Genomic DNA, 26,347 nt, shown 5'->3' with positions numbered 1-26,347 from the left:
ACCGCGGCGCCCCTGCCTCACGGCCGTTGCCGCACCGGCACGAATCGCGGGACGAGCCGCACGAAGACCACCATGGCGATCAGCTCGACGAGCGTCTGCGTCACGACGGCGAGCGGTGCGAGCGCGAAGGTCGCCGGCAGCGCGAGGGCGAGCGGAAGCACGACCAGCGAGTTGCGGGTGGCGCCCGAGAACACGACAGCGCGCGTGCGGGCGACGTCGAGGCGCGCTGCTCTGCCGGCGACGACGCCGACGGGGATCATGATCGCGGCGAAGGCGGCATAGAGGGGAATCGTCGCGAGCAGTGCGGGGAGTTGTCGGCTGACGCCGGCGATCTGCGAGGCGACGACGACCGCGAGCGTGAGCATCATCAGCGGCACCATCGCGCTCTGGGCCGCGTCGCTCACAGCTCGCCCCGCGCGCGTGCGCGACGCCGCGTACTGGGTGAGGCCGGCAGCCGCGAGGGGCAGCACGATCAGCAGGAGGAACGCGTCGAGGAACGGGGCGAGGTCGACGGCGTCGATCAGCTCGGGGCCGACGAAGAGCCACAGATACAGGGGCAGGAGCAGCATCTGCCCCAGCATCAGGATCGGCGCGGCCGCGAGCAGTCGCTCCTTCGCCCCTCCGGCGAGCCCGGTGAACACGATCACGTAGTCGACGCACGGCGTCAGCAGGACGAGCAGCACTCCGACCAGCAGCGCCTGATCGTGGGCGACGAAGCGCGACAGGCCGAACACGATCACGGGCACGATCACGAAGTTCACGACCAGCAGCACGGCGAGGAAGCGGATGTCGCGGAATGCGCGTCCGATCGCCGAGAACGGGACGCCGAGGAACGTCGCGTACAGCAGCAGCCCGAGGACGGAAGTGATCGCGAGCTCCAGCGGATGCGCGACGGCGGGCGCCCAGAGGCCCACGACGGCACCGACCACGATCGCCGCGAGATAGAGGGCGATCTGGTGTCGCTCCCCCCAGGCGACGATCAGGTCGTCTCCCCGCGCACCAGCTCGAGCACCCGGTCGAGGTCGAACTCGTATCGCTCCGGATCCGCGTCCGTGCGGCGCGCCGCCAGGGCGGCCAGGTCCTGCACGAACGCGTCCATGAGGAGAGGCTGGTCGATGGCCACCGTGCTGAGCCGCGGGCTGACGAGTTGGCCGACGGCCGTCTTGTCGACGCCGATGACGGCGACATCCTCGGGGATCCGCAAGCCGAGCGCGCGACTGGCCGCGACCACCGCGATCGCGACGTCATCGTTGTAGGCGCAGATGCCGAGAGGAGCAGGAGCCGCCTCGTCGCGTGCCCCCTTCAGCGCCCTCGTGGCGCCCTCGACGTCGAGCGGGATGCGCGGGGTGAGCGGCGCGTCGAGGCCGCGGTCGCGCGCCTCTCGCCGGATCCCCTCGAGGCGCGGTGGCCCGAACGGATCGAGGCGCTTGTCCTCGAGCGCCGCGTAGACGAGCCGCCGGGGGCCGTTCCGCAACAATTCGCGGACCTGGATCCGCCCGATCTCGATGTCGATCGGATCGGGGTCGGCGCCGTCGGCGACGTACGCCCGCCGGGGAACGACGAACGTGCCGGATGCCTGGATCCGCTCGCGCTGCGGCGCGGTGAAGACTCCGAAGTCGACGACGGCAGCCGGCCGCAGATCGAGCACGGAGGTGAGAGTCGTCTCGTCCTGCATCCTCGCGAACCGCACGACGACACTCATTCCGGCGGTCGCGCTGGCTCCCGTGATCCGGTCGACCGAGTCCTGCAGGTGAGGGCCGAAGGTCGCGTGGGGGACGACGACCACGACGATGTCGCTGAGACCGGTGACCAGCGCTCGCCCTGCCCGCGACGGGCGGTAGTTCAGAGCGTCGGCAGCAGCCCGCACGCGCGCGCGGGTCTCTTCGGGGAACCGCTCGTCACCGTTGAGGATCTGGCTCACGGTCGAGCGGGACACTCCCGCGCTCGCGGCCACGTCTTTGCTCGTGGCTCGTCGAGAAGGCTGCACATCCACCGTCATGGCCCCAGTCTCGCACATCGCTATTGACACGTGACACCTCGTCCATCTACCGTGGTGTCGCGTGTCACTGACACGTGACACCAGCGGTCACTGTGACCGGTCCCATTCATGACGAAGGAGTCAGCCATGGCGAAGGATTCGACCCGGACCTCGGCGGAACAGCAACGCGCCGCCGTAGCCGTGAGCGCAGAGGAATCGGTGACGGCGTCACTGGCCGCCGTCGCGGTCGGCGAGACGATCGGCGACCCGAGCGGTCAGAAACTGAAGGTTCGCGAACGGCTCGCGTACGGCGTCGGAGACATCGGCGGCAACCTGATCTTCGCGCCGATCTCCGCGTTCCTACTCTTCTACTTCACCGACACCGTCGGCATCGGCGCTGCGATCGCCGGAACCCTCCTGCTCTTCGGCCGCGTGCTCGACGGCACCATGGACCTCATCCTCGGCACGTTCATCGACCGCACCTCCACCCGCTGGGGGAAGGCGCGCCCCTGGATCCTGTTCTCGACCCCGGTCGTGGTCATCTCGTTCATCCTGCTCTTCAACGTGCCCGCGGGGCTCGGCGCCGGGGCCAAGGAGTTCTACGCCTTCGCCATGTACTTCCTGTGCCTCGGCGTCGGCTTCGTCGGGTCGAACCTGGCGTACCACACGCTGCTCTCGGTGATCACGAGCAACTCGAAGATGCGCGTCTCCCTCACCGTCATCCGCACGTTCTTCGCCCTGGTCACCACGCTGGTCGTGAACTTCGTCACGATCCCGGTCGTCACCGCGAACGGCGGAGGCCAGGCCGGCTGGACGATGATCTCGGTCGTCTACGGCATCATCGCCGCTGTCACGTTCCTCATCGTGTTCTTCGGCACGAAGGAGCGCGTGAAGTCGACGATCAAGCAGGACGACGGGGTCAAGCTCCCGCTCGGCAAGTCCCTCCGCATCCTCGTCGGCAACCCGTACTTCTTCCTCGCGTTCGGGTTCTTCCTGCTCAACTACCTGCTCACGGGCACGGCGGGCGTGGGCATCTACTTCGCCAAGGACGTGCTCGGCGACCCGAACATCTACAGCTTCCTCGGCCTCGTTCAGCTCCTCCCCCTGATCATCGGTCTCTGGTTCATGCCCGCGCTCATCGCCCGCTTCGGCAAGCGCAAGCTCATCCTGGTCGGCGTCATCGTCACGGTCATCGGCATCCTCATCTCGCTCATCGACCCGAGCAACATCACCCTCGTGATCGCCGGCGGGCTCGTCCGCTCCATCGGAGGCATCCCCGCCGCGGCCGGCCTCTTCGCGCTCGTCGCCGACGTGGTCGACTACGGCGAGTGGAAGAGCGGCTACCGACTCGACGGCATGACGTATGCCGCCGCCACCGCGGGGCAGAACTTCGGCGCCGGGCTCGGTGTCGCGCTCGTCGGCTGGCTGCTGGCCGCGGGCAACTACGACGGCCAGGCGGCCTCGCAGCCGGCGAGCGCGGTCAGCATGGAGATCTTCCTCTACCTGTGGCTTCCGCTCATCGTCGCCGTGCTCATGGGCATCATCATCTGGTTCCTCAACATCGACAAGCACCTCTCCCAGATCCAGCGCGACCTCGCCGCCCGACGGGCCGCGGTGGATTCCGCCTCGAACGCCTGAGCGCTGACATGAGCACGCACGGCGCCGAGCTGAACTGGGCGGTCATCGGCACCGGCTTCATCTCCCAGTCCATCTCGGACGACCTCCGCCTCACCCCGGGAGCACGCCGCCACGCGGTGTGCTCCCGGGATCCGGAACGGGCCCGCAGGTTCGCGGCGGACCAGGGGTTCGCCGTCGCCCACGGGAGCGTGTCCGCCCTGCTCGACGACCCGACCGTCGACGCGGTCTACATCGCCACCCCGCATGCCACCCACGCGGCGATCGCGATCGCCGCACTGGAGTCCGGCAAGCACGTCCTGATCGAGAAGCCGATGGCAGTGAACGCCGACCAGGGCCGGCAGATCGCGACGGCGGCAGCCGCGAGCGGGCGATTCGCGATGGAGGCGATGTGGATGCGGTTCAACCCTGCCTACCGTGATCTGGTCGCGGCGGCGCGAGCGGGGGCGATCGGTGAGGTCCGGAGCGTGCGTGCCTCATTCGGACTCCCGTTCGGCCCGGCCGACTCCCCCCGCTGGACCGCGGACCGCGCCAGCAGCACGCTGCTCGACCAGGGGATCTACCCGATCACCCTCGCCCTCGATGTGCTCGGACGGCCCTCGCGGGTCCACGCGACCTGTCGCCTCCGGGACGACGGCGTCGACCTCACCGCGCACATCACCTTCGAGTACGACGACGGACGATTCGCGCAGCTGAGCGCGTCGATGGTCGAGTACATCGAGCCGACGGCATCCGTCAGCGGTTCCGACGGGTGGATGACGGCGCCCGCACCGTTCTGGGCCGCGGATGAGTTCACCACCCACGCGGGGTCGATCGCCCGCGCCCTGACCGAGCCGCAACGCACGCAGCACGCGCGCCGAGGCAACGGGTACGTCCCGATGCTCGAAGCGGTCACGCTCGCGATCGCCGAGCAGTGGACCGAACACCCCACCCACCCCCTCGCGGACAGCATCGCCACCCTCGAGGTGCTCGATGCCGTCCGCGATTCCCTGAGCAGCCCCACCGCACGACCGAAGGAGACCCGATGAAGCGCACGGCATTCAACGATGGCTGGCAGTTCCGACCGAAGCAGAACCCGTTCGCCGAGCTCGGCGGGCTCAGCACGCCGTACACGGACGTCACCCTCCCGCACGACGCACTGATCCACGAGCAGCGCGATCCCGACGGGGAGGGCGCCGTCGCCTACTTCCCCGCCGGCGCGTACCAGTACCGCACGATGTTCACCCCCGCGGCCGACCTCGCCGCCCAGCGGATCGTCCTCGAGTTCGAGGGCGTCTACCGCGACGCGACCGTGCACATCAACGGCGCCTTCGCGGGGCAGCGTCCATACGGCTACTCCGGGTTCACGATCGACGCCGACCAGTTCCTGCGCTCCGGCGAAGAGAATCTCATCGAGGTCGAATCACGGCACGGCGGAGACTCCCGCTGGTACACCGGAGCGGGTATCTACCGCGACGTCTGGCTCCACGTCGGACCGGCCGTCCACATCCCGGTCGACGGGGTGCGGGTCAGCGCGTCCGACATCGAACCGGATGGCGCCGTCGTGGAAGTCGACGTGGTCGTGGCGAGCACGAGCAACCGTCGCGAGACGGTCGACGTCGCCGTCACCCTCACCGACCCGGCAGGGACCACCGTCGCACGGGGAACCATCCCGGTGACCGTCGAGGCGAACGGACGGTCCCGCAGCCGGCAGCGCCTCTACGTGCGCGCACCGCAGCTGTGGAGCGCCGAGAGTCCCGCCCTGTACTCCGCCGCCGTGGAACTGGTCGTCGACGGCGCGGGCATCGACGATGCCTCGGCGGCCTTCGGCATCCGAAAGCTCCAGGTCGACCCCGCGCACGGACTGCGCGTCAACGGCGAGGTCGTGAAGCTCCGCGGGGCCTGCGTCCACCACGACAACGGGATCCTCGGGGCGGCGACGTTCGCGGATGCCGAGGAGCGCCGCGTGCGACTGCTCAAGGAGGCCGGCTTCAATGCGATCCGCTCCTCGCACAACCCGATGAGCGTCGCCATGCTCGAGGCGTGCGACCGGCTCGGGGTGTACGTCATGGACGAGACCTTCGACATGTGGACCTCGAACAAGATGCCCCACGACTACTCGCTCCACTTCACCGAGTGGTGGGAGCGCGACGTCGAGGCGATGGTGACCAAGGACTTCAATCACCCGTCCGTGATCATGTACTCCATCGGCAACGAGATCCCCGAGACCGGCTCGCCGGCCGGCGGGCTCACGGGTCGCGCACTCGCCGAGAAGGTGCGCGAACTCGACCCGACGCGGTACGTCACCAACGCGGTCAACGGGATGCTCGCCGTCATGGACGACATCAAGAAGCTCGCCGCGCAGCGGGGCGAGGGAGACGGCGACGCCGCGGGGATCAACACCCTCATGGCCGGGCCGGGAGAGTTCATGAACCAGATCGGCACTTCCCCGATGGTCACGGAGAAGACCGCCGAGTCCTTCGGCGTGCTGGACATCGCCGGCATGAACTACCTCGACGGCCGCTACGAGACGGACAAGGAGCTGTTCCCGAACCGCGTGATCGTCGGCACCGAGACGTTCCCCTCTCGCATCGACCACAACTGGGCCCTCGTCACCGAGCACGCGCACGTCATCGGCGACTTCACCTGGACCGGGTTCGACTACCTCGGGGAGGTGGGACTCGGACGCGCCCATCACCTCGCCGAAGGAGAGACACCCAGTCTCAGCGGCCCGTATCCCTGGATCGCGGCCTGGTGCGGCGACCTGGATCTGGTCGGCTCCCGGCGCCCCGCCTCGTTCTACCGGGAGATCGTCTTCGGTCTCCGCACGACGCCCTACATCGCCGTGTCGCGCCCCGGCAACGAGGACAAGACGTTCTATGCGGGGCCCTGGACCTGGAGCGACAGCATCGGCAGCTGGACCTGGACCGGCCACGAGGGCGCATCGCTCGCGGTCGAGGTCTACAGCGACGCGGAGGAGGTCGAGCTCGCCCTCGACGGAGAGGTGATCGGCACGGCCGCCGCGGGCGCCGACAACCGCTACAGAGCCGAGTTCACCGTCGCCTACCGCCCGGGCGAGCTGACCGCCACGGCGATTCGACAGGGCGTGCGCGCCGAAGCGTTCTCCCTGTCCAGCGCCGGCGACGCCACCCAGCTCGTCACGCGAGTGGAGAACGGCCCGTCGGGAGAGCTGGCCTTCATCGAGATCGCGGTCACCGACGCGGACGGTCGGGTCGACACCGGAGCGGACCGACTCATCGACGTGCGCGTGGACGGCGACGGCATGCTCGCGGCCGTGGGCAGCGGGGACCCCGCTCCGACGGACACCTACGACGGACCTACGCACCAGACGTTCGACGGGCTGGCCCTGGCCGTCGTCCGCCGCACGGGCCCCGGCGTGGTGACGGTGACGGTCTCTGCCGACGACGGAATCGCCCCGGCGACCGTCGTGCTCGAAGCGGATCCCCTCGGAGCCGCACCCACCGTTTCGTGAGACCGGGTCAGATCTCGGCGGTAGCGGTCTCGGGGTCGCGGGCGTACGCGCGCGGCCCCGCCCCATCCCGGGCATGTCAAAACTATACCGAAAATGGTATAGTTTTGACATGCCGCAGACGACCTACCGCGATGTCGTGCATGAGATCGCCGCCGACAACTACGGGTATGTGACCACCCGCGATGCGGAGGACGCTGGTGTCCCCAAGATCGAGTTGGTGAAGCTCGCCACGCGCAACAGGTTCACGCACATCGCTTACGGGTTGTACCGCGACGAGACAATCCCGCGCACCCCTCTCGATGAGTACGCGGAGGCGACGTTGCGGGCGGGAGAGGGTGCCTTTCTGCGAGGCGAGTCAGTGCTGGCCCTTCTCGGCCTTGCAGACGTGAACCCCCGCACCATCACAGTCGCCACCCCCAAGCGCACCCGACGCAGGATGCCCGCGCACATCGCACTCACTTCCGCTCCTGAGGGCGCGAAGCCGACGATGTACGAGGGCATTGCGGCGCAGCCCGCGGCGGAGGCCCTTCTCGAATGTCAGGGGCGCGTACAGGCCGGACGACTCCTCGACGCTGCTACCCGGGCACGCGCAGAGGGCTACCTTACGACTGCAGAGATGGTTCGAGTACGCGAGGCGCTGACCGCATGGACAACCCCTACTCATCTCCCAAGTCAAGACGCGTCTGAGTAGAGCTGCCCCGGCCCGATGACGGTGCCGGTCGCGTCAGACGCGCTCTCGCACGACGGCCGGCACCGCATCCGCCGGCCCCGCCTCCACCACGACGACCTCGGCCTCGCGGCGGAAGATGATCTTGAAGATCGGGAAGAACACGGCGCACGAGATGAGCGCGTTGATGAGCATCGTGACGACGTCGGCGACCGTCTCCCCGGCCGCTCCCATCCCCCACGTGACCATCAGCAGCTCGTAGATCGGCGTCTTGTAGAGCGTCTGCAGAGCCGCGGCACCGAAGGTGAGCACGACGTAGGCCACGGTGTACCAGGCGGCCGCCCGCCACACGTTGGTGTTGGACTTGAAGGTGACGTTGCGCTGCAGGAAGAAGTTGATCACGGTCGCGATCAGCAGCGTGATCTGCACGGCGAGGAAGTACGCGAGCCCGCCTCCGCCCTCCGGCAGCGCGCCGGCCGTGTAGTCGAAGACGAAGCCGCCGCCCACCGGCACGGCCTGGAAGTCGACGTCGACGAGCGAGGTGCCGCTGAACATCAGCTTGAACACCGGCATGATCACGAGCTGCAGCACCGTGAGTGCCACGTTGAGCGCACTGAACACGATGAGTTCGGCGAGCGTCGGCTTCGCCTCGGCGAAGGCCGCCCAGGCGGCGGACAGCGGGTTGCGGGTTCTGACGGCGTCACTCACGCCATTCAGTACACCAATCGGATGCCGCGCGCCGGCCGCCGCGGACACGATCGGTCGGTTCCGGCGCATGAACGGTAGCCGTGCGGGCGGGGCAGCCCGTCAGACGGCGTCGCCCTCGCCGTCATCCGCGCCGTCGGTGCCGCCGTGCGCCGGGAACAGGACCCGCAGCGAGAACCACCGGTCGTCGGCCGTGATGGCGACCGCGCCGCCGTACGCCGCCGCGGCGGTCTCGATGTTGCGCAGCCCGTAGCCGTGGCCCCTGCCGCGCTGGCGGGTCACGATGCGATCCCCGTCGCGCAGGACCACCCCGTCGAAGGTGTTCTCGATGCGCACCATCGCGAAGTCGTCCTGCGCGAAGACCGCGAACCGGATCACCCGCAGATCCTCCGCGGACACCCGCGCGGCACCCTCGATGGCGTTGTCGAGCGCGTTGCCGACGAGAGAGGTGAGCTCCAGCGGACGCATGAACGAGAGGAGGGCGCCGTCGGCCACCACCGACACCTCGATCCCCCGCTCACCGGCGCGGGCGAGCTTCGCCGTCACGATCGCGTCGAGCACGTGGTTCCCGGTGCGCACCACGGCGCCGTAGCGGCGGATCGACTCCTCGAGGCCGTCGAGCATCCGGGCCCGCGTCGTGGCATCCTGCTCCGACCGGATCGCATCGAGGTGGTGCTTCATGTCGTGGTGCTTGCGGTTCACCTCGTCGATCGACCGTCGGGTGATCTCGTACTGGTCGTGCTGACTGCGCAGCAGCTGCGCCATCGCCTCGGCATCCCGCCGCGCCGCGGATTCGCGATGGATACGCAGCTGGACGTGCAGGGCGATGAAGCCACTGAGGTCGACCAGGGTACGGATGTAGAGGATCTCGGTGCCGAAGCGGCCGCTGAAAGGCGTGTCGGTCGTCACGAAGCTGAGGTTGGAGATCGCGAAAGTCGCGACCGCGATCGCCATCGCGCCGACCAGCTGCGTGCCACCGACGTCGAAGCGCTCCGCCCGACTGAACTGGCGGCGCTCCGCATACCCGACGACCCCGAGACCTGCGGCATACACGAGCGCCGCGCCCGACAGCTGGGCGAGCGGATCGCCGAGACCGCCGTAGAACCGGTCGAGCTGCCAGAAGCCGGAAGCCACGAGCTCCGCGAGCACGAAGGTGCGCGCGAGCACGAAGCCCGCTCCCCGCGCCGAGGTGTCCAGCCCGAGGTACACGAAGCCGAACATGGTCACCGCGGCGAGCAGCATCCCCGGGATCCACCACGCGATCGGCAGCGTGCCCGCCCACAGCTGCACCGCCAACAGCATCCCCAGCGCGAGGATGCAGAGGCCGATCGTCGCCAGCCACCCGAACCGTCGTCGGGCGACGAAGATGTACACGAGGCAGGCGCCCCATTCCGCGATCGCCGTGAGGTACCGCGGGATCTCGGCGAGGACCGGCCCCTCGACGCCGTTCACGCCGAGATTCCGCGCGAACCGACGTACTCGGCGAGGGCGGCGTAGAACTCCCGTTTCCGAGGTCGGCTGATGGGGAGGCTGCCGCCCCCGCGGATGCGGCAGTCGTTGCCGTCGATGCCGGTCACGTGTCGCAGGTTCACGAGCAGGCCGCTGTGGCAGCGCAGGAACCCCTTGTCGGCCAGCTGCGCCTCCATCGCCTTCAACGTCGTCGCGATGCTGAACGTGCCGTCGAGCGTGTACAGCTCGACGCGGTGACGGATCGATTCGATGTAGCGGATGTCGTCCACGGCGACGCGGTGGTGCACGCCGTCGGTCGCGGTGAAGAGCAGCTCCCGCCGCGACCGCCGCTGCAGCCGCGTGAGGATCCGCGACATCTCCTGCTCGAATGACGCATAGGCCACCGGCTTCAGGAGATAGCTGAGGGCGTCGACCTCGTACCCGCCCACCGCATAGTGCGGCGAGCTCGTGATGAAGACGATGATGACCTCGGAGTCGACCTCGCGGATGCGGCGGGCGGCCGCCATGCCGTCGACCCGGGGCATCTGCACGTCGAGGAACAGCACGTCCCAGTCGGGACGGTAGTCGGCGAGGACGTCAGCCCCGTCGTGGAAGGCGGCGATATGGAACCGCTCGCCCTGGTCGCGCTGGAAGCGGTCCAGGTGCGAGAGCAGTCGCTCGATGGCGGCACCGTCGTCCTCGACGATTCCGATGCGGATCATTCCGCCTCCGTTCTCCGATCAGCTGAAGCCGACGACTCGCCGTGCCACATGATAGGCGAGGTTCGTCGCCCGTCGTCCCGCCTGCCCCGGCAGATTGCTGGTCGCCCCCAGCAGGCTCCGGCGCATGCGCGTGTACAGCCACGGGTTCTCCGCCCTGACCTCATGCCAGAACAGATCCCGCTGCTGCAAGTGCGCGGCCGTGCCACCGCGGGCGAGGGTCGCGCTGGTCACCGCGCAGACGCCCTCGAGGTGATGGAGCATCGCCCGATGCAGCTGCCGCGGCACCCCGCCAGCGGCGAGGTCGGCGTGGGACGGGAGGGTGGCGAGAGCGAGCCGGTTCACGCGCAGTTGCTGGTCGACGCGGCGCACCATCACCTCGGGCGCCACCGACTGCCCCTCGCGCCCGATGAAGTAGCGGTACAGCGGCACCGGCAGGTAGCTCATGCGCCGGAGCCGGGCGAACGGCTGCAGCACGAAGAGGTTGTCGACGTAGAAGGTGTGCTCGGGCAGCGACAGCCCGACATCGCGCAGCAGCTGCGTGCGGTACACGATGGCGTGCATCATCAGCACCTGGCGTCGACCGAAACGCTCGGTGTCGGACCACTCGAACACGCGCCCCTCGGGGAAGACCGAGTCGAAGCGCGCGGCCTTCGGTGACTTGCCCAGGCGCTCGTGGACGAAGTCCGTGAAGACGGCGTCGACCTCGGTGCCCGTCTCGCGCAGCACGTCGAGGTGAGCGACGAGCAGACGCAGCGACCGGATGTCGAGCCAGTCGTCGGCGTCGAGCACCTTGAAGTAGTCGCCGCGGGCGGAGGCCAGCCCGGTGTTGATGGCGCCGCCGTGGCCACGGTTCTCCTGGCTCACCACGCGGATGCTCTCGGGGCTGCGCGCCGCCCACGCTTCGGCGACCTCACGCGTGCCGTCGGTGGAGCCGTCGTCGACGACGATGACCTCGATGCCGCGCACCGCCCCCAGTCCGTCAAGCGCGCGCCCGAGATAGGCCGCCGCGTTGTAGGCAGGGACGATCACGGACAGCAGCGGCACACGGTCTATTCTCGCGGATGGAACCATCACTTCACGGCACCGTCCGCCGTCGCCTCGGCGGCCGCGACCTCGGCCTGGTCCTCGACCGGCACCTGACGGAAGATCACCCGGAAGATCGGGTAGAAGACCCAGAAGCTGATCGCCGAGTTGATGATCATCGTGAGCACGTCGGCGACGACCGATCCGGTGGAGCCCCAGCCGAGCGTGACCATGAAGAAGTCGTAGATCGGCGCCTTGTAGAACCCCTGTGCGGCGGCCGCGACGAAGGTGATGACGATGTACGCGAGCGTGTACCAGCCGGCTGCGACCCACACCGAGGTGTTCGACTTGAACGTGATGTTGCGCTGCAGGAAGAAGTTGATCACCTGGGCGATGAGCAGGGTGATCTGCACGGCGAGGAAGTAGGCGAGCCCGCCGCCTCCGCCGGGCAGGGCACCCGCCGCGTAGTCGAACATGTAGTACTGGCTGCCGTCGACGTTGGAACCGACGGGCAGGGCCTGGAACCCGACGTCCGTGAGCCCGGTGAAGGTCGCGAAGCCCCAGCGGAAGATCGGCATCAGCGCGAGCTGCAGGACGGTGACGCCGTTGGAGAGCACGAGGAACATCAGGAACTTCGACAGCTCGGGGCGGCCGTCCTGAAAACCGGTCCACCAGTTCTTGATCGCGGTGAACATCAGATACTCCTCTTCGTGGCTGCGGCGTCGAACGCCTTCTTCGTCGCCTTCTCGTCGCGGCGTCCGCCGAAGTACGCGGCGATCACACGCCCCAGCCCTCGGATCGTCTGCCCGTTCACCAGCGTGAGGACGGCGGCGGTGAGACGGCGCGTCGCCAGTCCCCCGCTCATCTTCGAGATGACCCGGAACGGCCCGTTCAGCAGGAACAGGATGTTCAGGTCGGGTTTTCCCGCGGCCTCCGCCTTGCGGCGACGGCTGTCGAGGAGGCGGAAGCCGGCGCGGGCCAGCGGGCTCTTCGCGGTCGCGAGTCGGTCCATCGGATCGTTCTCGGCGAGCGGACCCGTACCCCAGGCGGCATCCGGGAGCGCGCGGCCGAGCATCGCGGCGAACGTGCTGTCGTCGACGCGCGTCGTCGGCAGCGCAGCCGGAAGGTCGACCGACGCGGAGACGGTCGCGCCTTCGCGCGTGATCGTCGCGCGCACCGGGAGGTCGCGCACGTGGGAGCCCACGGCCACCTCGTACTCGCCCGCCTCGACCTGCCACGCGTTCGCGGCGGCATCGAAGTAGCGGAAGGTGCGGGGTCCGAAGGGGATGCGGAGGCGCCGCGACTCCCCGGCCGCGAGACGCACCTTCGCGTAGCCCTTGAGCTCGCGCACGGGCCGGGTCACCCCGGAGGCGCCGAGTCGCGACACGTAGAGCTGGGCGACGTCGCTGCCGTCGCGGTCGCCGGTGTTGGTGACCGTGACCTCGACGCCCTCGGCATCCGCCACCAGCTCGGAGTACGAGAAGGTGGTGTATCCCAGGCCGAAGCCGAACGGGAAGGCCACGGGAACCTCGGCGGTCTCGTAGTAGCGGTAGCCGACGAACGGCCCCTCGCGGTACTCGGCCGTGCGCCCCGCACTCGGGAACGCCCCGGCGGTCGGGGTGTCGGCGAGGCGGAGCGGCATCGTCTCGGCGAGGCGTCCGCCCGGTTCCACGGCGCCGGTGAGCACGTCGGCGATGGCCTCGGCGCCCGCCTGTCCGCCGAGGTAGGCGTGCAGCAGCGCGGCCGCATCTTCGGCCCACGGCGTCTCCACGACACCACCGGCGCTGAGCACCACGACCGTGCGCGGGTTCGCCGCCCGCACCTCGCGGAGGAGGCGCACCTGCTCGGCCGGCAGCTGCAGGGTGGAGCGGTCGAGCCCCTCGGACTCGGCGATCTCGGGCAGGCCGAGCGCGAGGACCACGACCTCAGCGCGGCAGGCGAGCGCGACGGCCTCGCGGTGGAGCTCGTCGTCGCGGATGCCGTCGCGGCGGAAGCCCTCGGCGACGCCCTCCAGCTTCAGCGTCGATGCGCCGACCGCGTCGACGAGTGTGGGGACCCGCGTCGCGTTGACGAGCGAGGAGCCGGCGCCCTGGTAGCGGGGCACCGTCGCGAAGGCGCCGATCAACCCGACCGACGTGCCACCCGCGAGGGGCAGCAATGCGTCATCGTTGCGCAGCAGGACGGCCGACTCGGCCGCGGCCCGGCGGGCGAGTGCGTGGTGGGCGTCGAGGTCGACCGAGGCGCGCGGGTGCGCGGTGACCCGGCGCACGAGGTCGATGACCTCGGCTGCGCGGGCATCCACATCGGCCTCCGACAGCTCGCCGGACTCGACGGCCGCGACGATCTGCCGCACCGAGTCGAACCCGGGCGACGGCATCTCGACCGTGCCGCCGGCCGCGGCAGCCGCCACCGCATCGTTGCTGCCGCCCCAGTCGGAGACGACCGCACCGGAGAAGCCCCACTCCTGCCGGAGGATGTCGATCAGCAGGTGCGCGTTCTCGTGCGCGTAGGCCCCGTTGACCAGGTTGTACGACGACATGATGCCCCACGGGGAGGCCTCGCGCACGACGATCTCGAACGCGGTCAGGTAGATCTCGCGCAGCGTGCGCTCGTCGATGACGGAGTCGCTGACCATGCGGCGCAGCTCCTGGCTGTTCACCGCGAAGTGCTTGGGCGTCGCCGCCACCCCCTCGGACTGGATGCCGCGCACGTAGGCCGCCGCGAGGCGACCCGACAGCTCGGGATCCTCGGAGAAGTACTCGAAGCTGCGACCGCCGAGGGGGCTGCGCTTGATGTTGAGCCCGGGGCCGAGCAGCACGCCGACGCCCTGTGATGAGGCCTCGCGGCCCAGAGCCGTGCCGATCTCCTCGGCCAGCTCGTCGTCCCAGCTGCCGGCCACGGTCGCGGCGGTGGGGAAGCAGGTCGCGGGCTCGGAGCCGTTGATGCCGAGGTGGTCGGCCGAACCGACCTGCCGGCGCACGCCGTGGGGGCCGTCGGCCATCCAGACGGCGGGGATGCCGGCGCGTTCGATGGCACGCGTCTGCCAGGTGTTCGCCCCGCTGAGCAGCGCGGCCTTCTCGAGAAGGCTCAGGCTCGCGACGAGTGCGGTGGTTTCTTTCACGATGGGTCTTTCTGTGTCGATCAGGGCATCGCCGGGGCGGACGAGCACACGTCCGCCCCGGCGATCACGGTCTAGCGAACGGTGACCGTGGTGCGCGCGTTGTGCCGCCGCACGCGGAGGATCACCATCACCACACCGGCGAGGATCAGCAGTCCGAGCACCGACGAGATGACGATCTGCCACACCACCCAGGCGGGCGGGGTGTAGGCGACCGTCGCGCCCGGCGCCAGTCCGTCCATCGCGTTGGAGTTCGCGACGGTGAACAGGATGTTGTGCGTCGAGTCACGGATGTCGGCGACCGCCTTGGCGGAGCTGTCGTCGTTGAACGACTTCGACGGCTGGAAGGTCAGCATCAGGTCGGACCCGGCATGGATGCCCTCGTTGGGGTTCATGTACGGGTACAGGTTGAAGTCCGTGATGGCGAAGCCCTCGAACCCCCACTCGCCGCGCAGCACCGTGTCCATGAGTGCGACGGAGCCGCCGGCCCACGTGGCTCCGATGCGGTTGAACGAGCTCATGATGCCGGCGGCACCGATCGTGGTCTCCGACACCGTGCCCTCGTCATCCGAGAGGTACTTCACGTCCATCGAGATGTTCTTGATCCCGATCTCGAACGGCTTGAGGTAGACCTCACGGATCGCCTGCTCGGTGGCCCAGGTCGCGATGCCGTTGTTGACGCGGTTCGTCTCCTGCTCGTTCATCGCGTAGTGCTTGATCGTCGTGTAGACGCCCTTGGTGCCGACGCCGTTCGCGACGGCGGTGAGCATCTGTCCGGACAGCAGCGGGTCCTCCGAGTAGTACTCGAAGTTGCGGCCGGCGAACGGCGAGCGGTGCAGGTTGACCGCCGGTGCGTACCAGCCGTTGATGTCCTTGAACAGCGCCTCGTTGCCGAGCATGACGCCCATGGCCGTGCCGAGGTCGACATCCCACGTCTGCGCGATGAGCACCTCCGACGGGTAGGCGGTGCCGTTGATGGCCGAGTTGATGAACGACGAGAACCCGGCGGGTCCGTCCGGCTCCAGCGTCTGCGGCTTGCCGATCGAGCCGATCGCGGCGGTCTGGTACGCGCCGTTGAGGAGCATCGCCGTCATGTCGTTCACGCTCAGCGAGTCGAGCAGCTCGTCCCACTTCGGGTCGTCCTTGGCGAGGCCGCGCATGTCGATCAACGAGAGGTCGCTGCCCGCGCCGGTCGTGGGCATATCGCCCTCGAAGGCTTCGGCCGCACCCTCGTGGTCCCACACCGCGAAGCCGTCGGCGACCGCGTCGTCGGCGACCAGCATGTCGCCGGTCGGAGCCGTCGGGAACGTGCCGGCGAAGTCCGCGCGGGACATCACCGGGATCTTGCCGGCCTCACCGGTGGTGGTGAACTGCGCCGACACGTCGTCGAACTGGTTCGTCACGGCCTCGAGGTCGGATGCGCGGTGGTCATCGCCGGTGTAGACGACGTCTTCGCTCACGGTGTACGCGATCGGCTGGGTGCCCGCGGCGACCGTGTGCGAGTCCTCGCGGAGGCTGAGGACGTAGTCGCCCGCATCCAGGACGTAGGCCTTCTCGTCGAGGTAGTCGTACGACGCCATGTCCTCGACGGCGAGCTCGATCGTCACCGACTCGGTCGCGCCGGGCGCGATGTCACCGGTCTTGGCGAAGCCGCCGAGCACGACGGCCGACTTCTCGACGCCACCGGGCGTGTACGGGGCCGAGTAGTACAGCTGCACCACATCGCGTCCGGCGACCGCACCCGTGTTGGTCACGTCGACCGTGACCGCGATGGTGCCGTCGACCTCGCCGAGCTCGGTGTTCGACACCGCCCAGGAGAAGTCCGTGTAGCTGAGGCCGTGTCCGAAGGGGTAGACGACGGCGGCGTCGTAGTCGATGAAGCCCTCGACCGCCGCGGTCTCGTAGTAGCGGTAGCCGACGTAGATGCCCTCGGCGTAGTTCACGAACGGCGCCTCGTCGGTGACGGTCGCGTTCGACGTCGCGCTCTCGGTGACCGGCACCGGGTAGTTCGGGGCGACGTTGTCGTAGAGGAAGTTGCCGAAGTTGACGAAGGTCGGGTCGGCCGTGAAGTCGGCAGCCCACAGGTCGACCGTGCGACCGGAGGGGTTGACCTCGCCGTTCAGGATGCGCCCGAGCGCGTTGAACGCGGTCGATCCGGGCGAGCCGGCGAGGAGGATCGCGTCGACGCCCTGGTCGCTCTGCAGGTCGCCGAGCTCGAGCGTGGTCGAGGCGTTGATGACGACGACGACCTTGTCGAAGCTCTGCTTGGCGAGGTCGAGCAGGTCGCGCTCGTCCTTGTTGAGCTCGAGCTGGTGCTGGCCGGGCTGGGCGTTGTCGTCCCAGTCGGTCATGTCCTGCGTGAGGTCGCCGCCCTCGCCGCCGGGGCGCCCGATGAAGACGACGGCCGCGTCGCCGAACTGCGCGAACGTCGAGGCCTGCTCCTGGTATCCGGCGATCGGCATCTCGCCGATGTTGTAGGTGGAGATGTCGGGACGGTCCATCTCGATGTAGCCGCGCGGGTTCTCGGCCGCGTAGGCCTCGATGGCCGCGTAGGCGGGGTCGTTGACGGCGAAGCCGGCGTTCTCGAGACCCATGCGCGCCGTGACGGCGGAGTTGGTGTCGACCGAGCCGGAACCGGAACCGCCGTAGACGGGGTCGGCAGCGGCACGACCCAGCATGGTGAGCTGCGCGCCGGAGGCGAGCGGGAGGGCTGCGCCGTCGTTCTTCGCGAGGACGATGCCGCCGGCACCGATCTCCTCGACGAGCCCGAGGGCTGCGGCATCCACCGCTTCGAGGTCGGGGTAGTCGGCCTCGTAGTACTCGGTGTCCCAGTCTTCGGACTCTTCGGAGTTCGTGAACGTGTAGGTGCCCGAACCGAGCTGCGAGGCGATCCATCCGGTGGCCACGTTCATGGCGACGTTGGCGACCACGACCACGACGGTCACGAGCGCGAGCAGGGGTACCCAGATCCACAGGTACTTCTTGTTGGACATCGGCATCGCGCTCGCCTTGTCCTTGGCCGTTCGGGCGTTCACTTCGGTTCTCCTTCGGTACTGCGATTACGGGTTGCGGAGGGAGGGCCGCCGACGCCGGTGACGCCCGCAGGCGTGCGGGTCGGCGGCCGCTCCGTCACTCCGAGGCCTGAGTGATGTTGCCGTCCTGGTCGATCTGCCAAGTCTCACCCGTCTCGGCGGACTCCGCCTCGATGACGTACTTGCCGTCGGCGATGTCGACCGTGCCGGTCACGCGCTTCGCCGCCTCGCTCTTGACGAACGGCATCACCAGGAGGCCGTACTTCTGCGTCGGCTGCTTGACGTCACCGGCGAGCATGACCTGCTTCCAGCTCGGGTCCTCGGCGAGCGCGTCGACGATCGCCTGACGGGCCGTCTCAAGGTCGGCGGTGACGTCGGAGGTCTCGGACGTCGAGCCGCTCTCGCTGCTCTCGCTGTTCGAGCTGTTCGAGCCACCCGTCGTGGTGCCCGCGTCGCCCGCGCACCCGGCCAGGCCGAAGGTGCCGGTGGCGAGGATGACCGCCGCGAGAACTCCCGCGCGCAGCTTGGTGCTGTTCATTTCTGCTCCCTTTCCTGTCCGACGGGGCGCCCCGTCGGGTTCTGCATCGACGGCATGGCCGGCGTGATCAGGCGCCGGCCATGCCTGTGGCGATCTCCGCCTACTTCTTGATCACTCCCGAGTAGTTCAAGCCGAAGCCGAACTTCCAGTCGTTGCCCTCGGCGTCGACATACGTGTCCATGTCCTCCGGCACGTCTTCGAGCTGTGCTTCGACCGCGTCCATGTCGAGCGGGAAGCCGATCGGCAGACGCCCCTGGGGCTCGTGCTCACCGGCCGCGACCGTCAGGGTCGCCTCGTCGCTCACGCCGAACCCGACGAGGACCACGTTCGACTTCGCCTCGAACTCCGCCGGGACGACGGGGTTGTTGGCCTTGACGACCGTGACGACGGGGATGTCGGCACCGCTGGCCTCGACCGCGGCGACCGCACGGTTGAACGCGTCGATGTCGGCGGCGTTCGAGATGCGCGAGGTGTTGCCGAAGTACGAGCGGTTCTCCTTCGATCCGTCGGCGAGCACGTCGCCGCTGATCGAGGTCTTGCGCACGTTGTCGCCGTCGGCTGTGTACGGCGCCCACTGCAGGGAGAACGGGTACCACTCACCCGATTCGGCGTCGTGGCCGGCGGCCGAGAAGTTGTTGCCGTTGTTCGGCGAGCGCAGACCCACGAACACGGCATCCACATCGCTGAGGTCGGGCGCGGTCATCGAGACGACCTTGCCGTCGGCGTCGAGCTCGACGGTGTCGGTGACGACCTTGCCGAAGATGCCCTCGGCCGCTTCGATGCTCAGCGTCGCGCCCTCGGTGTACTCCGGCGGGCCGAAGAGACCGGGGCTGCCCACGTCGAACGTGTGCGGGATGTACACGGTCTTGTCCGACCAGTCGGCGTCTTCCGCGACGGTGCCGTCGTTCTTCAGCATCACGACCGAGTCGAGCTGGGCGTCGAAGCCGGCCTCGACGTTGGCCTTGCTGCCGACCGTCTTCTCGGAATTCTCGAGGTCGACGAACGGGCTGTCGAACAGTCCGGGTGCGAAGTAGGCGGTGAGGATGCGGGCACCGGACTCCGCCCAGCGGGCGTCGGCGTCCTGGTCGACCTCGCCGGCCTCGAACCGCTCGTTCCAGAGGTCGTAGGCCTGGAGGAGGAAGGTGGCGTCGTTGACGCCGCCGAACATGTCGACGCCGTTCTGGAGCACCGTGAAGTAGCGCTCGACCGGGTCCATGTCCTCGGCACCCCACGCGGTGGCGATGAACGCGTCGGGGTCGTTCGCGCCGGTCATGACGCCCCAGTCGGTGACGATCGCACCGGTGAAGCCGACCTCGTCGCGGATCATCTTCAGCGCCTCGGCGTTGTACGCCGTACCGACGGCCTCGTCGCCGAGCAGCGGGTTGCCCTCGCCGTCGAGCATGATCGAGTAGTTCGTCATCATGCCGAGCGAGTCCGACGCCGCGGCGAACACGGAGGCGTGCTCTTCGAGGTTGTCGCCGGGGAAGACCTCGTACTTGCCGACCGCCGTGTGCGACTCGCGGCCGCCCTCGCCCGCACCGTCACCCGGTGCGTGCTTGATGGTGGTCGGAACGGAGTCGGTGCCCCATCCGATGTTCTCGCCGTCTTCGTCGTAGGTGCTCTGGAAGCCGGTGACGTAGGCGGCGGCCAGCTCCTTCGCAAGCTCGGAGTCCTCGCCGAGGGTTCCGGAGACGCGCAGCCAGCGCGGCTCGGTGGCGAGGTCGATCTGCGGACTGAGGGCGTTCGAGATGCCCAGCGCGCGGTACTCCGAAGAGACCACGCGGCCGAACTCCTCCATGGTCTCGGCCGAGAAGGTCGACGCGAGGCCCAGGACCGACGGCCAGAGCGAGACGCCGGATCCGGTCTCGGTGTAGGTCGAGTTGGACTGCGCCTCCGAGCGGGGGTCGGACGAGAAGTTCGCCGGGATGTAGGGCAGCTCGGGCGTGGCGAGGCTCTCGACGTGGGCCTGGATCGCGTTGACCCAGGTCACGTTCTCCTCGACATCCGAGCCGCCTGCGTTGAGCACGTTGCGCAGGTTGTCCTCGGAGAGGTAGGTCTTCTGCGCGTCGGTCAGACCGTCGCCCGGCGACCGCTCGTGCGAGCTGAAGAGCATGAGGCCCGAGATCTGCTCGGCGGTGAGCGTCTCGGCGTAGGCGGCGGCGCGCTCGGCCGGCTTGACGCGCCAGTCCTCGAACGTGTCCAGCTTGTCATTGCCGTTCAGGTCCTTGAACGCATAGGTCGAGCCGTTCTCCTCCACCTCGAGGATCTCGATCGAGCTGTCTGCGGAGTACGACAGCGTGGCGCCGCCGTGGGGGTTCTCGATGACCACGAAGTCCGTGGTGCCGTCCGTCGCATCGCGCGACGTGTACGCTGCTGGTTCTTCGGATCCGGACGTGCATCCGGCGAGGGTCAGCGCGAGGCCGAAGCCCGTGACCAGCGCGATCCCCTTCTTTGGCATGGCCTTCATTGGCCGTTCCTTTCGTCATCGACAGACACCCGCACGCGCCGTGCGCGAGGATGCTGGCCCCGCCTCTGGGGCCGTAGCCGTGACCGTCGCGTTGTGCGGCCGCCGGGCATGCCGGTGATCGCACAGTCGGGTCGGTCGTGCTGAATCGATCGTTCTACGGGCGGCGCATCGGGCGAGAGCGGAACGCACGATCGGTCGTTTCCGTCACATGTTCTGTCATCCGAGCCCGGAAATCCGCGGATTTCGTGACGGTTCCGTGACCTCGGCGCCGCCGCGCGGCTGCGCTCCAGCCCCGGAGACGTATCCATTCACATGAATCCATCACCGATACTCAGGCGTAGGCTGGAGAGAAGGACGGACCGTCCGAGAAGATCTCCCGGCACCGTGACCGCCCGGAAGTGGAGTCACTCGCGGCTCAGTACGACGTCTCGAACCGCTCGGCGATCGTGACGGGAGCAGGCAGCGGAATCGGACGCTCGACCGCTCTCCTGCTGGCGAAGAACGGCGCATCGGTCGTGGTCAACGACCTGAACGCCGAGCACGCGAACGCGGTCGTCGAAGAGATCCGCGCGGCCGGCGGCATCGCGGAGGCATCGGTCGGCGATGCGACGGATGCGGCCTGGATCGCCTCCTCCGTTGAACTCGCGAACACCCTCGCCCCGCTGCGCATCGGCGTCAACAACGCCGGCATCGGCGGCGCATCCGCTCCCACCGCGGAGTACGAGGACGAGGCCTGGGACAAGGTCATCGCCATCAACCTCAACGCGGTGTTCCGCAACATGAAGGCGCAGATCCCGTCGATCCTCGCGAACGGCGGCGGATCGGTCGTGAACATCGCGTCGATCCTCGGCAGCGTCGGCTTCGCCGGATCCCCCGCGTACGTCGCCGCGAAGCACGCCGTCGTCGGCATGACCAAGTCGGCCGCGCTCGAGTACTCGGCGCAGGGCGTGCGCGTGAACTCGGTGGGCCCCGGCTTCATCGATACCCCGCTGCTGGCGAACATGGGCGACGAGGCGAAGGACTTCCTCGTGTCGAAGCACCCGATCGGACGCCTGGGCCAGGCCGACGAGGTCGCGAACCTCATCGTGTTCCTCGCCAGCGACGCCGCCAGCTTCGTCACCGGCAGCTACCACCTGGTCGACGGCGGATACACCGCCCTCTGATCGAATGGCATCCGGTCCCGGGACCCGATTCCCGGTGACCGGATGCCATCCACAGCGACGTACCCCCCGAAACGTCGCTGTGCACCTCCCGCCCGCGGGCCGCACCGCTTTGCCCAGGATGCGCCGGCGAGGGAGGCGAGTCTGCAGTCAGGCGACCGCGTGCATGGTCGGGAGCGCGGACCACAGCGGCGCGAAGTCGATGTCTGTGAGGTCCAGCCCCCCGGCCGTGCTCGCCGCGGCCATCATCTTGACCAGCATCGGCCGCTCGAGCTCGACGTCCTCATCGAGCGTGAAGCGCACCGGGATCGACGCGTGCATCCACAGCGTCTCGGTGGCCGCACCCGCCGTGCGCAGCGTGAGCGGAAACGACTCGCCGCGGCGCAGCTTGGTGACGGTGACGAGCCTCAGGTGCGCGAGCACCCGATCGTCCACCTCCACGATCTGCGAATCACCGGCGTAGCTGAGCTGACCCATGGCACCCCCTCGAGAAATATCTTCATCAATTAGATTACTAGTTTAACTAGCTAAATGGTAACCGACGTATCGGGGGCCTCTCCGACCGTCATCGATCGCCACAGACCGTCACCGACGGAGGCGGCGCGGGGCGAGGAGCCGAAGCTAGCTCCGGGACGACTCTGCGAGTTCGGAGATCTCCTCCGTGAGGCGACGGAGGAACCGGGAGATCACGGAGAGCTGCTCCGGCGTGAATTCGCTCTCGATGTCGGCGACCCGCCGGGAGATCTCGTCTGCCGGCGAGTGCAGGTCGCGCAACGACGGGCGGAGGATCTTCGACCGTGCGTCATCCGGGTGCACGGAGACGACGATGTGCCCGCGTGCGGTGAGCCGGCGGATCAAGGCGGTGACCGCTGCGGTGCTCACCCCCAGATGCTGGGCGAGATCGCCGGGCGTGACCGGCCGGTCAAGGGGCGCATCCGCGATGAAGCCCATGGCAGCACGATCGGTCTCATTGGGCTGACGCTCGGCCGCGAGACGGCGTCCGAGCCTGGCGTCGACGCGGCGCAGAGCCTCGACTTCGCGCGCGAGTTCCCGCGTCGCGATCTCCAGCTTCGCCCCCATCACACCCTCGCCTTCCCCTGGCGGCCCATGTTACCTCGATCGCCTGATTACCGGTTCGTCTAGCGAAATCGGTCGATCATCAGGGGCTTCCGACGATGAGAGGATGGAATCACGACGAGAAGGGACGTCATGGTCGAGCCCATAGACCTCACGGACGAGCGGTACATCGGCTTCGCCGACCTGCTCGATCACCTCCACGCGCAGTTCCCCACCGTCGCCCGGGATCGCATCGCGCGCATCATCGAGGCCGAGAACGACGCCATCACCGGCGGCTTCCTCCTCGTCGTCCCCGCCGAGGTGGCGACCGGCGCGATCGAGATGCTCGAACTCAGCACGGCACGCACCCTCGACGACGGAGAGGGGGTGGCGTGATGGCCGAACCTCAGGACCACGCCCGCTCCGGATACTGGTACCCCGACGGCGAGAGCACGAGCACCATCGACGTGCTGAACATGCTGCGCCGCTACCGCGCAGCGGAGACCGCGATGCGTGAGCGCACCCGCATCTCCATGGGCATGAACGAGACCGACCTCATGGCCCTGCGATTCCTCCTGCGGGAGCAGCGGGCCGGCAGGATCGTGCGCGCGATCGACATCGCCCGGATGCTCAACATCTCGACCGCATCGACCACGACGCTCATCGACCGCCTCGAGAAGGGCGGTCATGTCCGCCGTGAGGCGCACCCCACCGACCGCCGGGCAGGGGTCGTCGTCCCGACCGTCAGCAGCGATGAAGAGGTGCGCGCCACGCTGGGGGCGATGCACCACCGCATGCTCACGCTCGTCGACGAGCTCTCCGACCAGGAGCGGGCCGTCGTCACCCGGTTCCTCGCCGGGATGACGGCTGCGATCGAAGAGGCATCCGACCTCGACGAGGAGCTGCGCGACGTGATCCGCGACCAGGCGGGGCCCGAAGCGGAGTGACGGCTACAGGCCTTCCGCGATCTCCTTGATCGCGGCGAGGCGGCGGTCCCACTCGCGGCCGATCACGTCGAGCTTCGCCGCGGTGGCGGAGAGCTCGGCGCCGACGACGCGGAAGCGCACCTCGCGGCCGACGCGCACGGGCTCGACCAGGCCGACCTCCTGTAGGACGGCGAGGTGCTTCGCGATCGCCTGTCGAGACACCGGAAGGCGCCCGGCGAGGGCGGATGCCGAAGCATCCCCCTCGCCGAGAGCCGTCAGGATGCTCCAGCGCGTCTCGTCCGCGAGCGCCGCGAACATGGGCAGCAGCGTCTCTGTGGTCACGCTTCGCCTTCCACCAGGGCGACCATCTTGTCGAGCTCCAGGTCCCAGCCCGTGCGGTGCGACTCGAGGTTGCCGCGCGGGTCGGACGTGCCCTCGAAACCACTCTCGACGACCGTCAGGCGCGTGCCGCCGTCGGCCTCCTCGAGCGTGAAGGTAAAGACGGTCGAGGTCGCCTCGTCGATGCTGTCGGGGAGCTTCCCGAGGGCATCGTCGTTGTTCCAGCGGTAGGTTATGCGCCGCGGCTCGTCGTACTCCTCGACCCGCAGCGGGATCACGTCGTAGTCGGGGAACGTCATCGTGCCGGTCGCACCGACGCCGGTGCCGTCGAGCACGGTGCGCCCGAACCAGCGGGAGACGTGCTCGGGTTCAGCCACGGCTCGCCACACCTTCTCGACGGGGGCCGCGATCTGGATGCTGCGTCGGACGGAGAAGGTCTCCTCGTCGACGACGGATGCCTCGTTGTGGGTCATGTTCACCATGATGGATCCTTTCGGGGTCTCGCGCTGGCCGGTCGACCAACTGCAACTTCAGAGTTGCACACTGGTGCGGGTTGCGCAACCCCAGAGTTGCAGTTTTCCGGCCACGGCATCCGCTCTACTCCCGGGCTCCGCCCCCTCCGTCCCGCGTCACTTGCAGGACCGATTCACGGATGCAGGATGAAACGCCGCGGATCCGTCCTGCATCCGTGCATCGGTCCGACATCTGTACCGAAGTCGGGGACGGACGGGACGGATGCCGACTACCCCCGCGGGCGGCGCTTCTCCAGGAACCCGGCGAGCAGCACGGCGACGAGGGCGGCCACCGGGGCGACGAGCAGCCCGGCGCGCAGGCTCTCGGTCTCGGCGATGTAGCCCACGAATGGCGGCGACAGCAGGAACCCGAGGCGCAGCAGCCACGACACGACTGTGAGCCCGACGCCCGCCCGCAGCCCCGGCAGCTCGTCGGCGGCATGCATCGCCGCGGGAATGAGGGTCGCGATGCCGAAGCCGACGGCCGCGAACCCGAGGATCGTGCCCGGCACGGTCGGGAAGGCGAGCGCGAGCGTCATGCCCACCGCCGCGATGATGCCGCCCACTCGCGCGACCCAGCGCTGCCCGAACCGGTCGGTGAGCGGGTCGCCGAGCATCCGGCCGATGAACTGCGCGCCGACCAGGGCGATGAAGCCGAGCGGGGCGATCGCCGCCGCGGCCCCGAGCGAGTCGGCGAGGTACAGGGTCGCCCACGAGTTTCCGGCGTCCTCGGCGACGGCTCCGGCCATCGCGATGAGGGTGAGCGCGATGATCGCGATCACGGTGCGCGGGGTCACGTGGCGACGGAGCGCCCCCGTCACCTCGGCCGGGGCGGCGACGGCATCCGGCTCGGTCTCGTCGTCGCGGCCGGGGAGGCAGAACCGCAGGGCCACGAGGGCGACGGTCGCGAACACGGCGGTCGAGATGCCGAGGTGCACACCCAGCGGCAGCTGCAGGGCGATCGCGACGGCGGCCATCGCCCCACCGATCACGGCGCCGATCGACCAGATCGCGTGGAATCCGTTGATGATCGAGCGTCCGTAGCGCCGCTGCACGCGGAGGCCGTGGGCGTTCTGCGCGACATCCGTGATGGCGTCGGATGCTCCGCCGAGGAACAGCGCGACGGCGAACAGCACCCCCGAGGGGGCGAGGGCGGCAGAGAGCAGGCCGATACTCGTGAGCACGGTGCCGATCACGGCGATGCGCGCCGAGCCGAACCGGCGGATCAGCACCGCGGCCAGGAGCCCCGCGGCGATGGCACCCGCAGGGAACGCGGCGATCGCGAAGCCGTAGCCGAGGTTGTCGAGTCCGAGTCCGGCCTTGATCTCCGGGTAGCGCGGCAGGATGTTCGCGAACAGCGCCCCGTTGGTCAGGAACAGGGCGGAGACGGCGATGCGGGCGCGCCGGGACGCCCGGTCCGGAGCCGTTCGTCGAATCGATTCGATTGAAGCCATGTCTACGATCGTAACGGCCCGGCGCGTACTCCCTATCCGCACAGACTCGTCGCCACAACCCCGTACCCACCACCCCCTGCCCGTCGTACGCTCG

Annotated in this window: 23 protein-coding genes; 7 read left to right on the top strand and 16 right to left on the bottom strand. The window is 68.8% G+C overall.

What is annotated here, in order from left to right:
* Positions 1 to 17: 17 nt before the first annotated feature.
* A complete protein-coding gene (locus CQ034_RS08005; RefSeq protein WP_258134137.1) occupies positions 18 to 929 on the bottom strand; it encodes an arsenic resistance protein in 912 nt (303 codons plus the stop codon).
* A gap of 50 nt (positions 930 to 979) precedes the next feature.
* Positions 980 to 1,999: a LacI family DNA-binding transcriptional regulator gene (locus CQ034_RS08000; protein WP_181156249.1), complete on the bottom strand. Its 1,020-nt coding sequence runs from the start codon at positions 1,997 to 1,999 to the stop codon at positions 980 to 982.
* A gap of 126 nt (positions 2,000 to 2,125) precedes the next feature.
* On the opposite strand from CQ034_RS08000, the gene CQ034_RS07995 reads away from it, so the two are divergent.
* The 4 genes from CQ034_RS07995 (at position 2,126) to CQ034_RS07980 (ending at position 7,776) form a co-directional block, all read left to right on the top strand.
* Positions 2,126 to 3,616, top strand: coding sequence for an MFS transporter (locus tag CQ034_RS07995; RefSeq protein ID WP_181156248.1), 1,491 nt, complete (start codon positions 2,126 to 2,128; stop codon positions 3,614 to 3,616).
* A gap of 8 nt (positions 3,617 to 3,624) precedes the next feature.
* The gene (locus CQ034_RS07990; protein WP_105710621.1) at positions 3,625 to 4,641 is read left to right on the top strand and encodes a Gfo/Idh/MocA family protein; all 1,017 of its coding nucleotides are present in this window, start codon (positions 3,625 to 3,627) and stop codon (positions 4,639 to 4,641) included.
* Positions 4,638 to 7,085: a glycoside hydrolase family 2 TIM barrel-domain containing protein gene (locus CQ034_RS07985; RefSeq protein ID WP_105710620.1), complete on the top strand. Its 2,448-nt coding sequence runs from the start codon at positions 4,638 to 4,640 to the stop codon at positions 7,083 to 7,085. Before CQ034_RS07990 ends, CQ034_RS07985 begins: the two co-directional genes overlap by 4 nt.
* A 109-nt stretch (positions 7,086 to 7,194) precedes the next feature.
* Positions 7,195 to 7,776 (top strand): hypothetical protein, encoded by a 582-nt coding sequence (locus CQ034_RS07980; RefSeq protein WP_105710619.1) that lies wholly within the window; start codon positions 7,195 to 7,197, stop codon positions 7,774 to 7,776.
* Between the two features lie 33 nt (positions 7,777 to 7,809).
* Here CQ034_RS07980 and CQ034_RS07975 read toward each other — a convergent pair whose 3' ends face one another.
* The 9 genes from CQ034_RS07975 to CQ034_RS07935 all read right to left on the bottom strand — a co-directional run bounded on the left by CQ034_RS07975 (position 7,810) and on the right by CQ034_RS07935 (position 20,806).
* On the bottom strand, positions 7,810 to 8,460 hold the full coding sequence (locus CQ034_RS07975; protein ID WP_219860776.1) for a hypothetical protein: 651 nt from the start codon (positions 8,458 to 8,460) through the stop codon (positions 7,810 to 7,812).
* 99 nt (positions 8,461 to 8,559) lie between these two features.
* A complete protein-coding gene (locus tag CQ034_RS07970; protein ID WP_105710618.1) occupies positions 8,560 to 9,909 on the bottom strand; it encodes a GHKL domain-containing protein in 1,350 nt (449 codons plus the stop codon).
* Positions 9,906 to 10,628: a LytTR family DNA-binding domain-containing protein gene (locus tag CQ034_RS07965; protein WP_029264036.1), complete on the bottom strand. Its 723-nt coding sequence runs from the start codon at positions 10,626 to 10,628 to the stop codon at positions 9,906 to 9,908. Before CQ034_RS07965 ends, CQ034_RS07970 begins: the two co-directional genes overlap by 4 nt.
* 18 nt (positions 10,629 to 10,646) lie before the next feature.
* Positions 10,647 to 11,672, bottom strand: a complete 1,026-nt coding sequence (locus CQ034_RS07960; protein ID WP_029264035.1) for a glycosyltransferase family A protein — start codon at positions 11,670 to 11,672, stop codon at positions 10,647 to 10,649.
* 26 nt (positions 11,673 to 11,698) lie between these two features.
* Entirely contained in the window at positions 11,699 to 12,346 is a 648-nt protein-coding gene (locus CQ034_RS07955; protein WP_029273808.1) for a hypothetical protein, read from the bottom strand.
* Complete coding sequence (locus CQ034_RS07950; RefSeq protein ID WP_258134136.1) at positions 12,346 to 14,772, bottom strand: glycoside hydrolase family 3 C-terminal domain-containing protein; 2,427 nt, start codon at positions 14,770 to 14,772, stop codon at positions 12,346 to 12,348. Before CQ034_RS07950 ends, CQ034_RS07955 begins: the two co-directional genes overlap by 1 nt.
* A 71-nt stretch (positions 14,773 to 14,843) precedes the next feature.
* Complete coding sequence (locus CQ034_RS07945) at positions 14,844 to 17,804, bottom strand: glycoside hydrolase family 3 protein (RefSeq protein ID WP_258134135.1); 2,961 nt, start codon at positions 17,802 to 17,804, stop codon at positions 14,844 to 14,846.
* 94 nt (positions 17,805 to 17,898) lie between these two features.
* Positions 17,899 to 18,339 (bottom strand): hypothetical protein, encoded by a 441-nt coding sequence (locus CQ034_RS07940; protein WP_105710617.1) that lies wholly within the window; start codon positions 18,337 to 18,339, stop codon positions 17,899 to 17,901.
* 100 nt (positions 18,340 to 18,439) lie between these two features.
* Positions 18,440 to 20,806: a glycoside hydrolase family 3 N-terminal domain-containing protein gene (locus CQ034_RS07935; RefSeq protein ID WP_105710616.1), complete on the bottom strand. Its 2,367-nt coding sequence runs from the start codon at positions 20,804 to 20,806 to the stop codon at positions 18,440 to 18,442.
* Between the two features lie 398 nt (positions 20,807 to 21,204).
* Between CQ034_RS07935 and CQ034_RS07930 the strand changes: the two genes are divergently transcribed.
* Entirely contained in the window at positions 21,205 to 21,969 is a 765-nt protein-coding gene (locus CQ034_RS07930; protein ID WP_105710615.1) for an SDR family NAD(P)-dependent oxidoreductase, read from the top strand.
* A 147-nt stretch (positions 21,970 to 22,116) separates the two neighbouring features.
* Here the strand turns inward: CQ034_RS07930 and CQ034_RS07925 are convergent, their stop codons facing one another.
* Positions 22,117 to 22,443 (bottom strand): hypothetical protein, encoded by a 327-nt coding sequence (locus tag CQ034_RS07925; RefSeq protein WP_029264028.1) that lies wholly within the window; start codon positions 22,441 to 22,443, stop codon positions 22,117 to 22,119.
* 144 nt (positions 22,444 to 22,587) lie between these two features.
* Entirely contained in the window at positions 22,588 to 23,046 is a 459-nt protein-coding gene (locus tag CQ034_RS07920; RefSeq protein ID WP_029264027.1) for a MarR family winged helix-turn-helix transcriptional regulator, read from the bottom strand.
* A gap of 129 nt (positions 23,047 to 23,175) precedes the next feature.
* Here CQ034_RS07920 and CQ034_RS07915 point away from each other — a divergent pair, with 129 nt between their 5' ends.
* Complete coding sequence (locus CQ034_RS07915; protein ID WP_091033026.1) at positions 23,176 to 23,418, top strand: hypothetical protein; 243 nt, start codon at positions 23,176 to 23,178, stop codon at positions 23,416 to 23,418.
* On the top strand, positions 23,418 to 23,969 hold the full coding sequence (locus tag CQ034_RS07910) for a MarR family winged helix-turn-helix transcriptional regulator (RefSeq protein WP_029264025.1): 552 nt from the start codon (positions 23,418 to 23,420) through the stop codon (positions 23,967 to 23,969). Before CQ034_RS07915 ends, CQ034_RS07910 begins: the two co-directional genes overlap by 1 nt.
* Before the next feature lie 3 nt (positions 23,970 to 23,972).
* On the opposite strand, the gene CQ034_RS07905 is transcribed toward CQ034_RS07910, so the two are convergent.
* The 3 genes from CQ034_RS07905 to CQ034_RS07895 all read right to left on the bottom strand — a co-directional run bounded on the left by CQ034_RS07905 (position 23,973) and on the right by CQ034_RS07895 (position 26,253).
* Positions 23,973 to 24,290, bottom strand: coding sequence for a metalloregulator ArsR/SmtB family transcription factor (locus CQ034_RS07905; RefSeq protein ID WP_308737263.1), 318 nt, complete (start codon positions 24,288 to 24,290; stop codon positions 23,973 to 23,975).
* Positions 24,287 to 24,769: an SRPBCC family protein gene (locus CQ034_RS07900; RefSeq protein WP_105710614.1), complete on the bottom strand. Its 483-nt coding sequence runs from the start codon at positions 24,767 to 24,769 to the stop codon at positions 24,287 to 24,289. Before CQ034_RS07900 ends, CQ034_RS07905 begins: the two co-directional genes overlap by 4 nt.
* 260 nt (positions 24,770 to 25,029) lie before the next feature.
* The gene (locus CQ034_RS07895; protein WP_105710613.1) at positions 25,030 to 26,253 is read right to left on the bottom strand and encodes an MFS transporter; all 1,224 of its coding nucleotides are present in this window, start codon (positions 26,251 to 26,253) and stop codon (positions 25,030 to 25,032) included.
* Between the last annotated feature and the right edge of the window lie 94 nt (positions 26,254 to 26,347).

The sequence above is a fragment of the Microbacterium sp. MYb45 genome, from assembly GCF_002979655.1.
Classification (GTDB): Bacteria; Actinomycetota; Actinomycetes; order Actinomycetales; family Microbacteriaceae; genus Microbacterium.
The sequence above is the reverse complement of the archived record's forward strand: the minus strand, read 5'-3'. Positions and strand labels throughout refer to the sequence as shown.

What these genes read in the sequence shown, in the direction of transcription:
- CQ034_RS08000 (WP_181156249.1), bottom strand. Translation starts at nt 1,999, where the DNA reads ATGACGGTGGATGTGCAGCCTTCTCGACGAGCCACGAGCAAAGACGTG.
- CQ034_RS07995 (WP_181156248.1), top strand. Translation starts at nt 2,126, where the DNA reads ATGGCGAAGGATTCGACCCGGACCTCGGCGGAACAGCAACGCGCCGCC.
- CQ034_RS07990 (WP_105710621.1), top strand. Translation starts at nt 3,625, where the DNA reads ATGAGCACGCACGGCGCCGAGCTGAACTGGGCGGTCATCGGCACCGGC.
- CQ034_RS07985 (WP_105710620.1), top strand. Translation starts at nt 4,638, where the DNA reads ATGAAGCGCACGGCATTCAACGATGGCTGGCAGTTCCGACCGAAGCAG.
- CQ034_RS07980 (WP_105710619.1), top strand. Translation starts at nt 7,195, where the DNA reads ATGCCGCAGACGACCTACCGCGATGTCGTGCATGAGATCGCCGCCGAC.
- CQ034_RS07965 (WP_029264036.1), bottom strand. Translation starts at nt 10,628, where the DNA reads ATGATCCGCATCGGAATCGTCGAGGACGACGGTGCCGCCATCGAGCGA.
- CQ034_RS07955 (WP_029273808.1), bottom strand. Translation starts at nt 12,346, where the DNA reads ATGTTCACCGCGATCAAGAACTGGTGGACCGGTTTTCAGGACGGCCGC.
- CQ034_RS07940 (WP_105710617.1), bottom strand. Translation starts at nt 18,339, where the DNA reads ATGAACAGCACCAAGCTGCGCGCGGGAGTTCTCGCGGCGGTCATCCTC.
- CQ034_RS07935 (WP_105710616.1), bottom strand. Translation starts at nt 20,806, where the DNA reads ATGAAGGCCATGCCAAAGAAGGGGATCGCGCTGGTCACGGGCTTCGGC.
- CQ034_RS07925 (WP_029264028.1), bottom strand. Translation starts at nt 22,443, where the DNA reads ATGGGTCAGCTCAGCTACGCCGGTGATTCGCAGATCGTGGAGGTGGAC.
- CQ034_RS07920 (WP_029264027.1), bottom strand. Translation starts at nt 23,046, where the DNA reads ATGGGGGCGAAGCTGGAGATCGCGACGCGGGAACTCGCGCGCGAAGTC.
- CQ034_RS07915 (WP_091033026.1), top strand. Translation starts at nt 23,176, where the DNA reads ATGGTCGAGCCCATAGACCTCACGGACGAGCGGTACATCGGCTTCGCC.
- CQ034_RS07910 (WP_029264025.1), top strand. Translation starts at nt 23,418, where the DNA reads ATGGCCGAACCTCAGGACCACGCCCGCTCCGGATACTGGTACCCCGAC.
- CQ034_RS07900 (WP_105710614.1), bottom strand. Translation starts at nt 24,769, where the DNA reads ATGGTGAACATGACCCACAACGAGGCATCCGTCGTCGACGAGGAGACC.
- CQ034_RS07895 (WP_105710613.1), bottom strand. Translation starts at nt 26,253, where the DNA reads ATGGCTTCAATCGAATCGATTCGACGAACGGCTCCGGACCGGGCGTCC.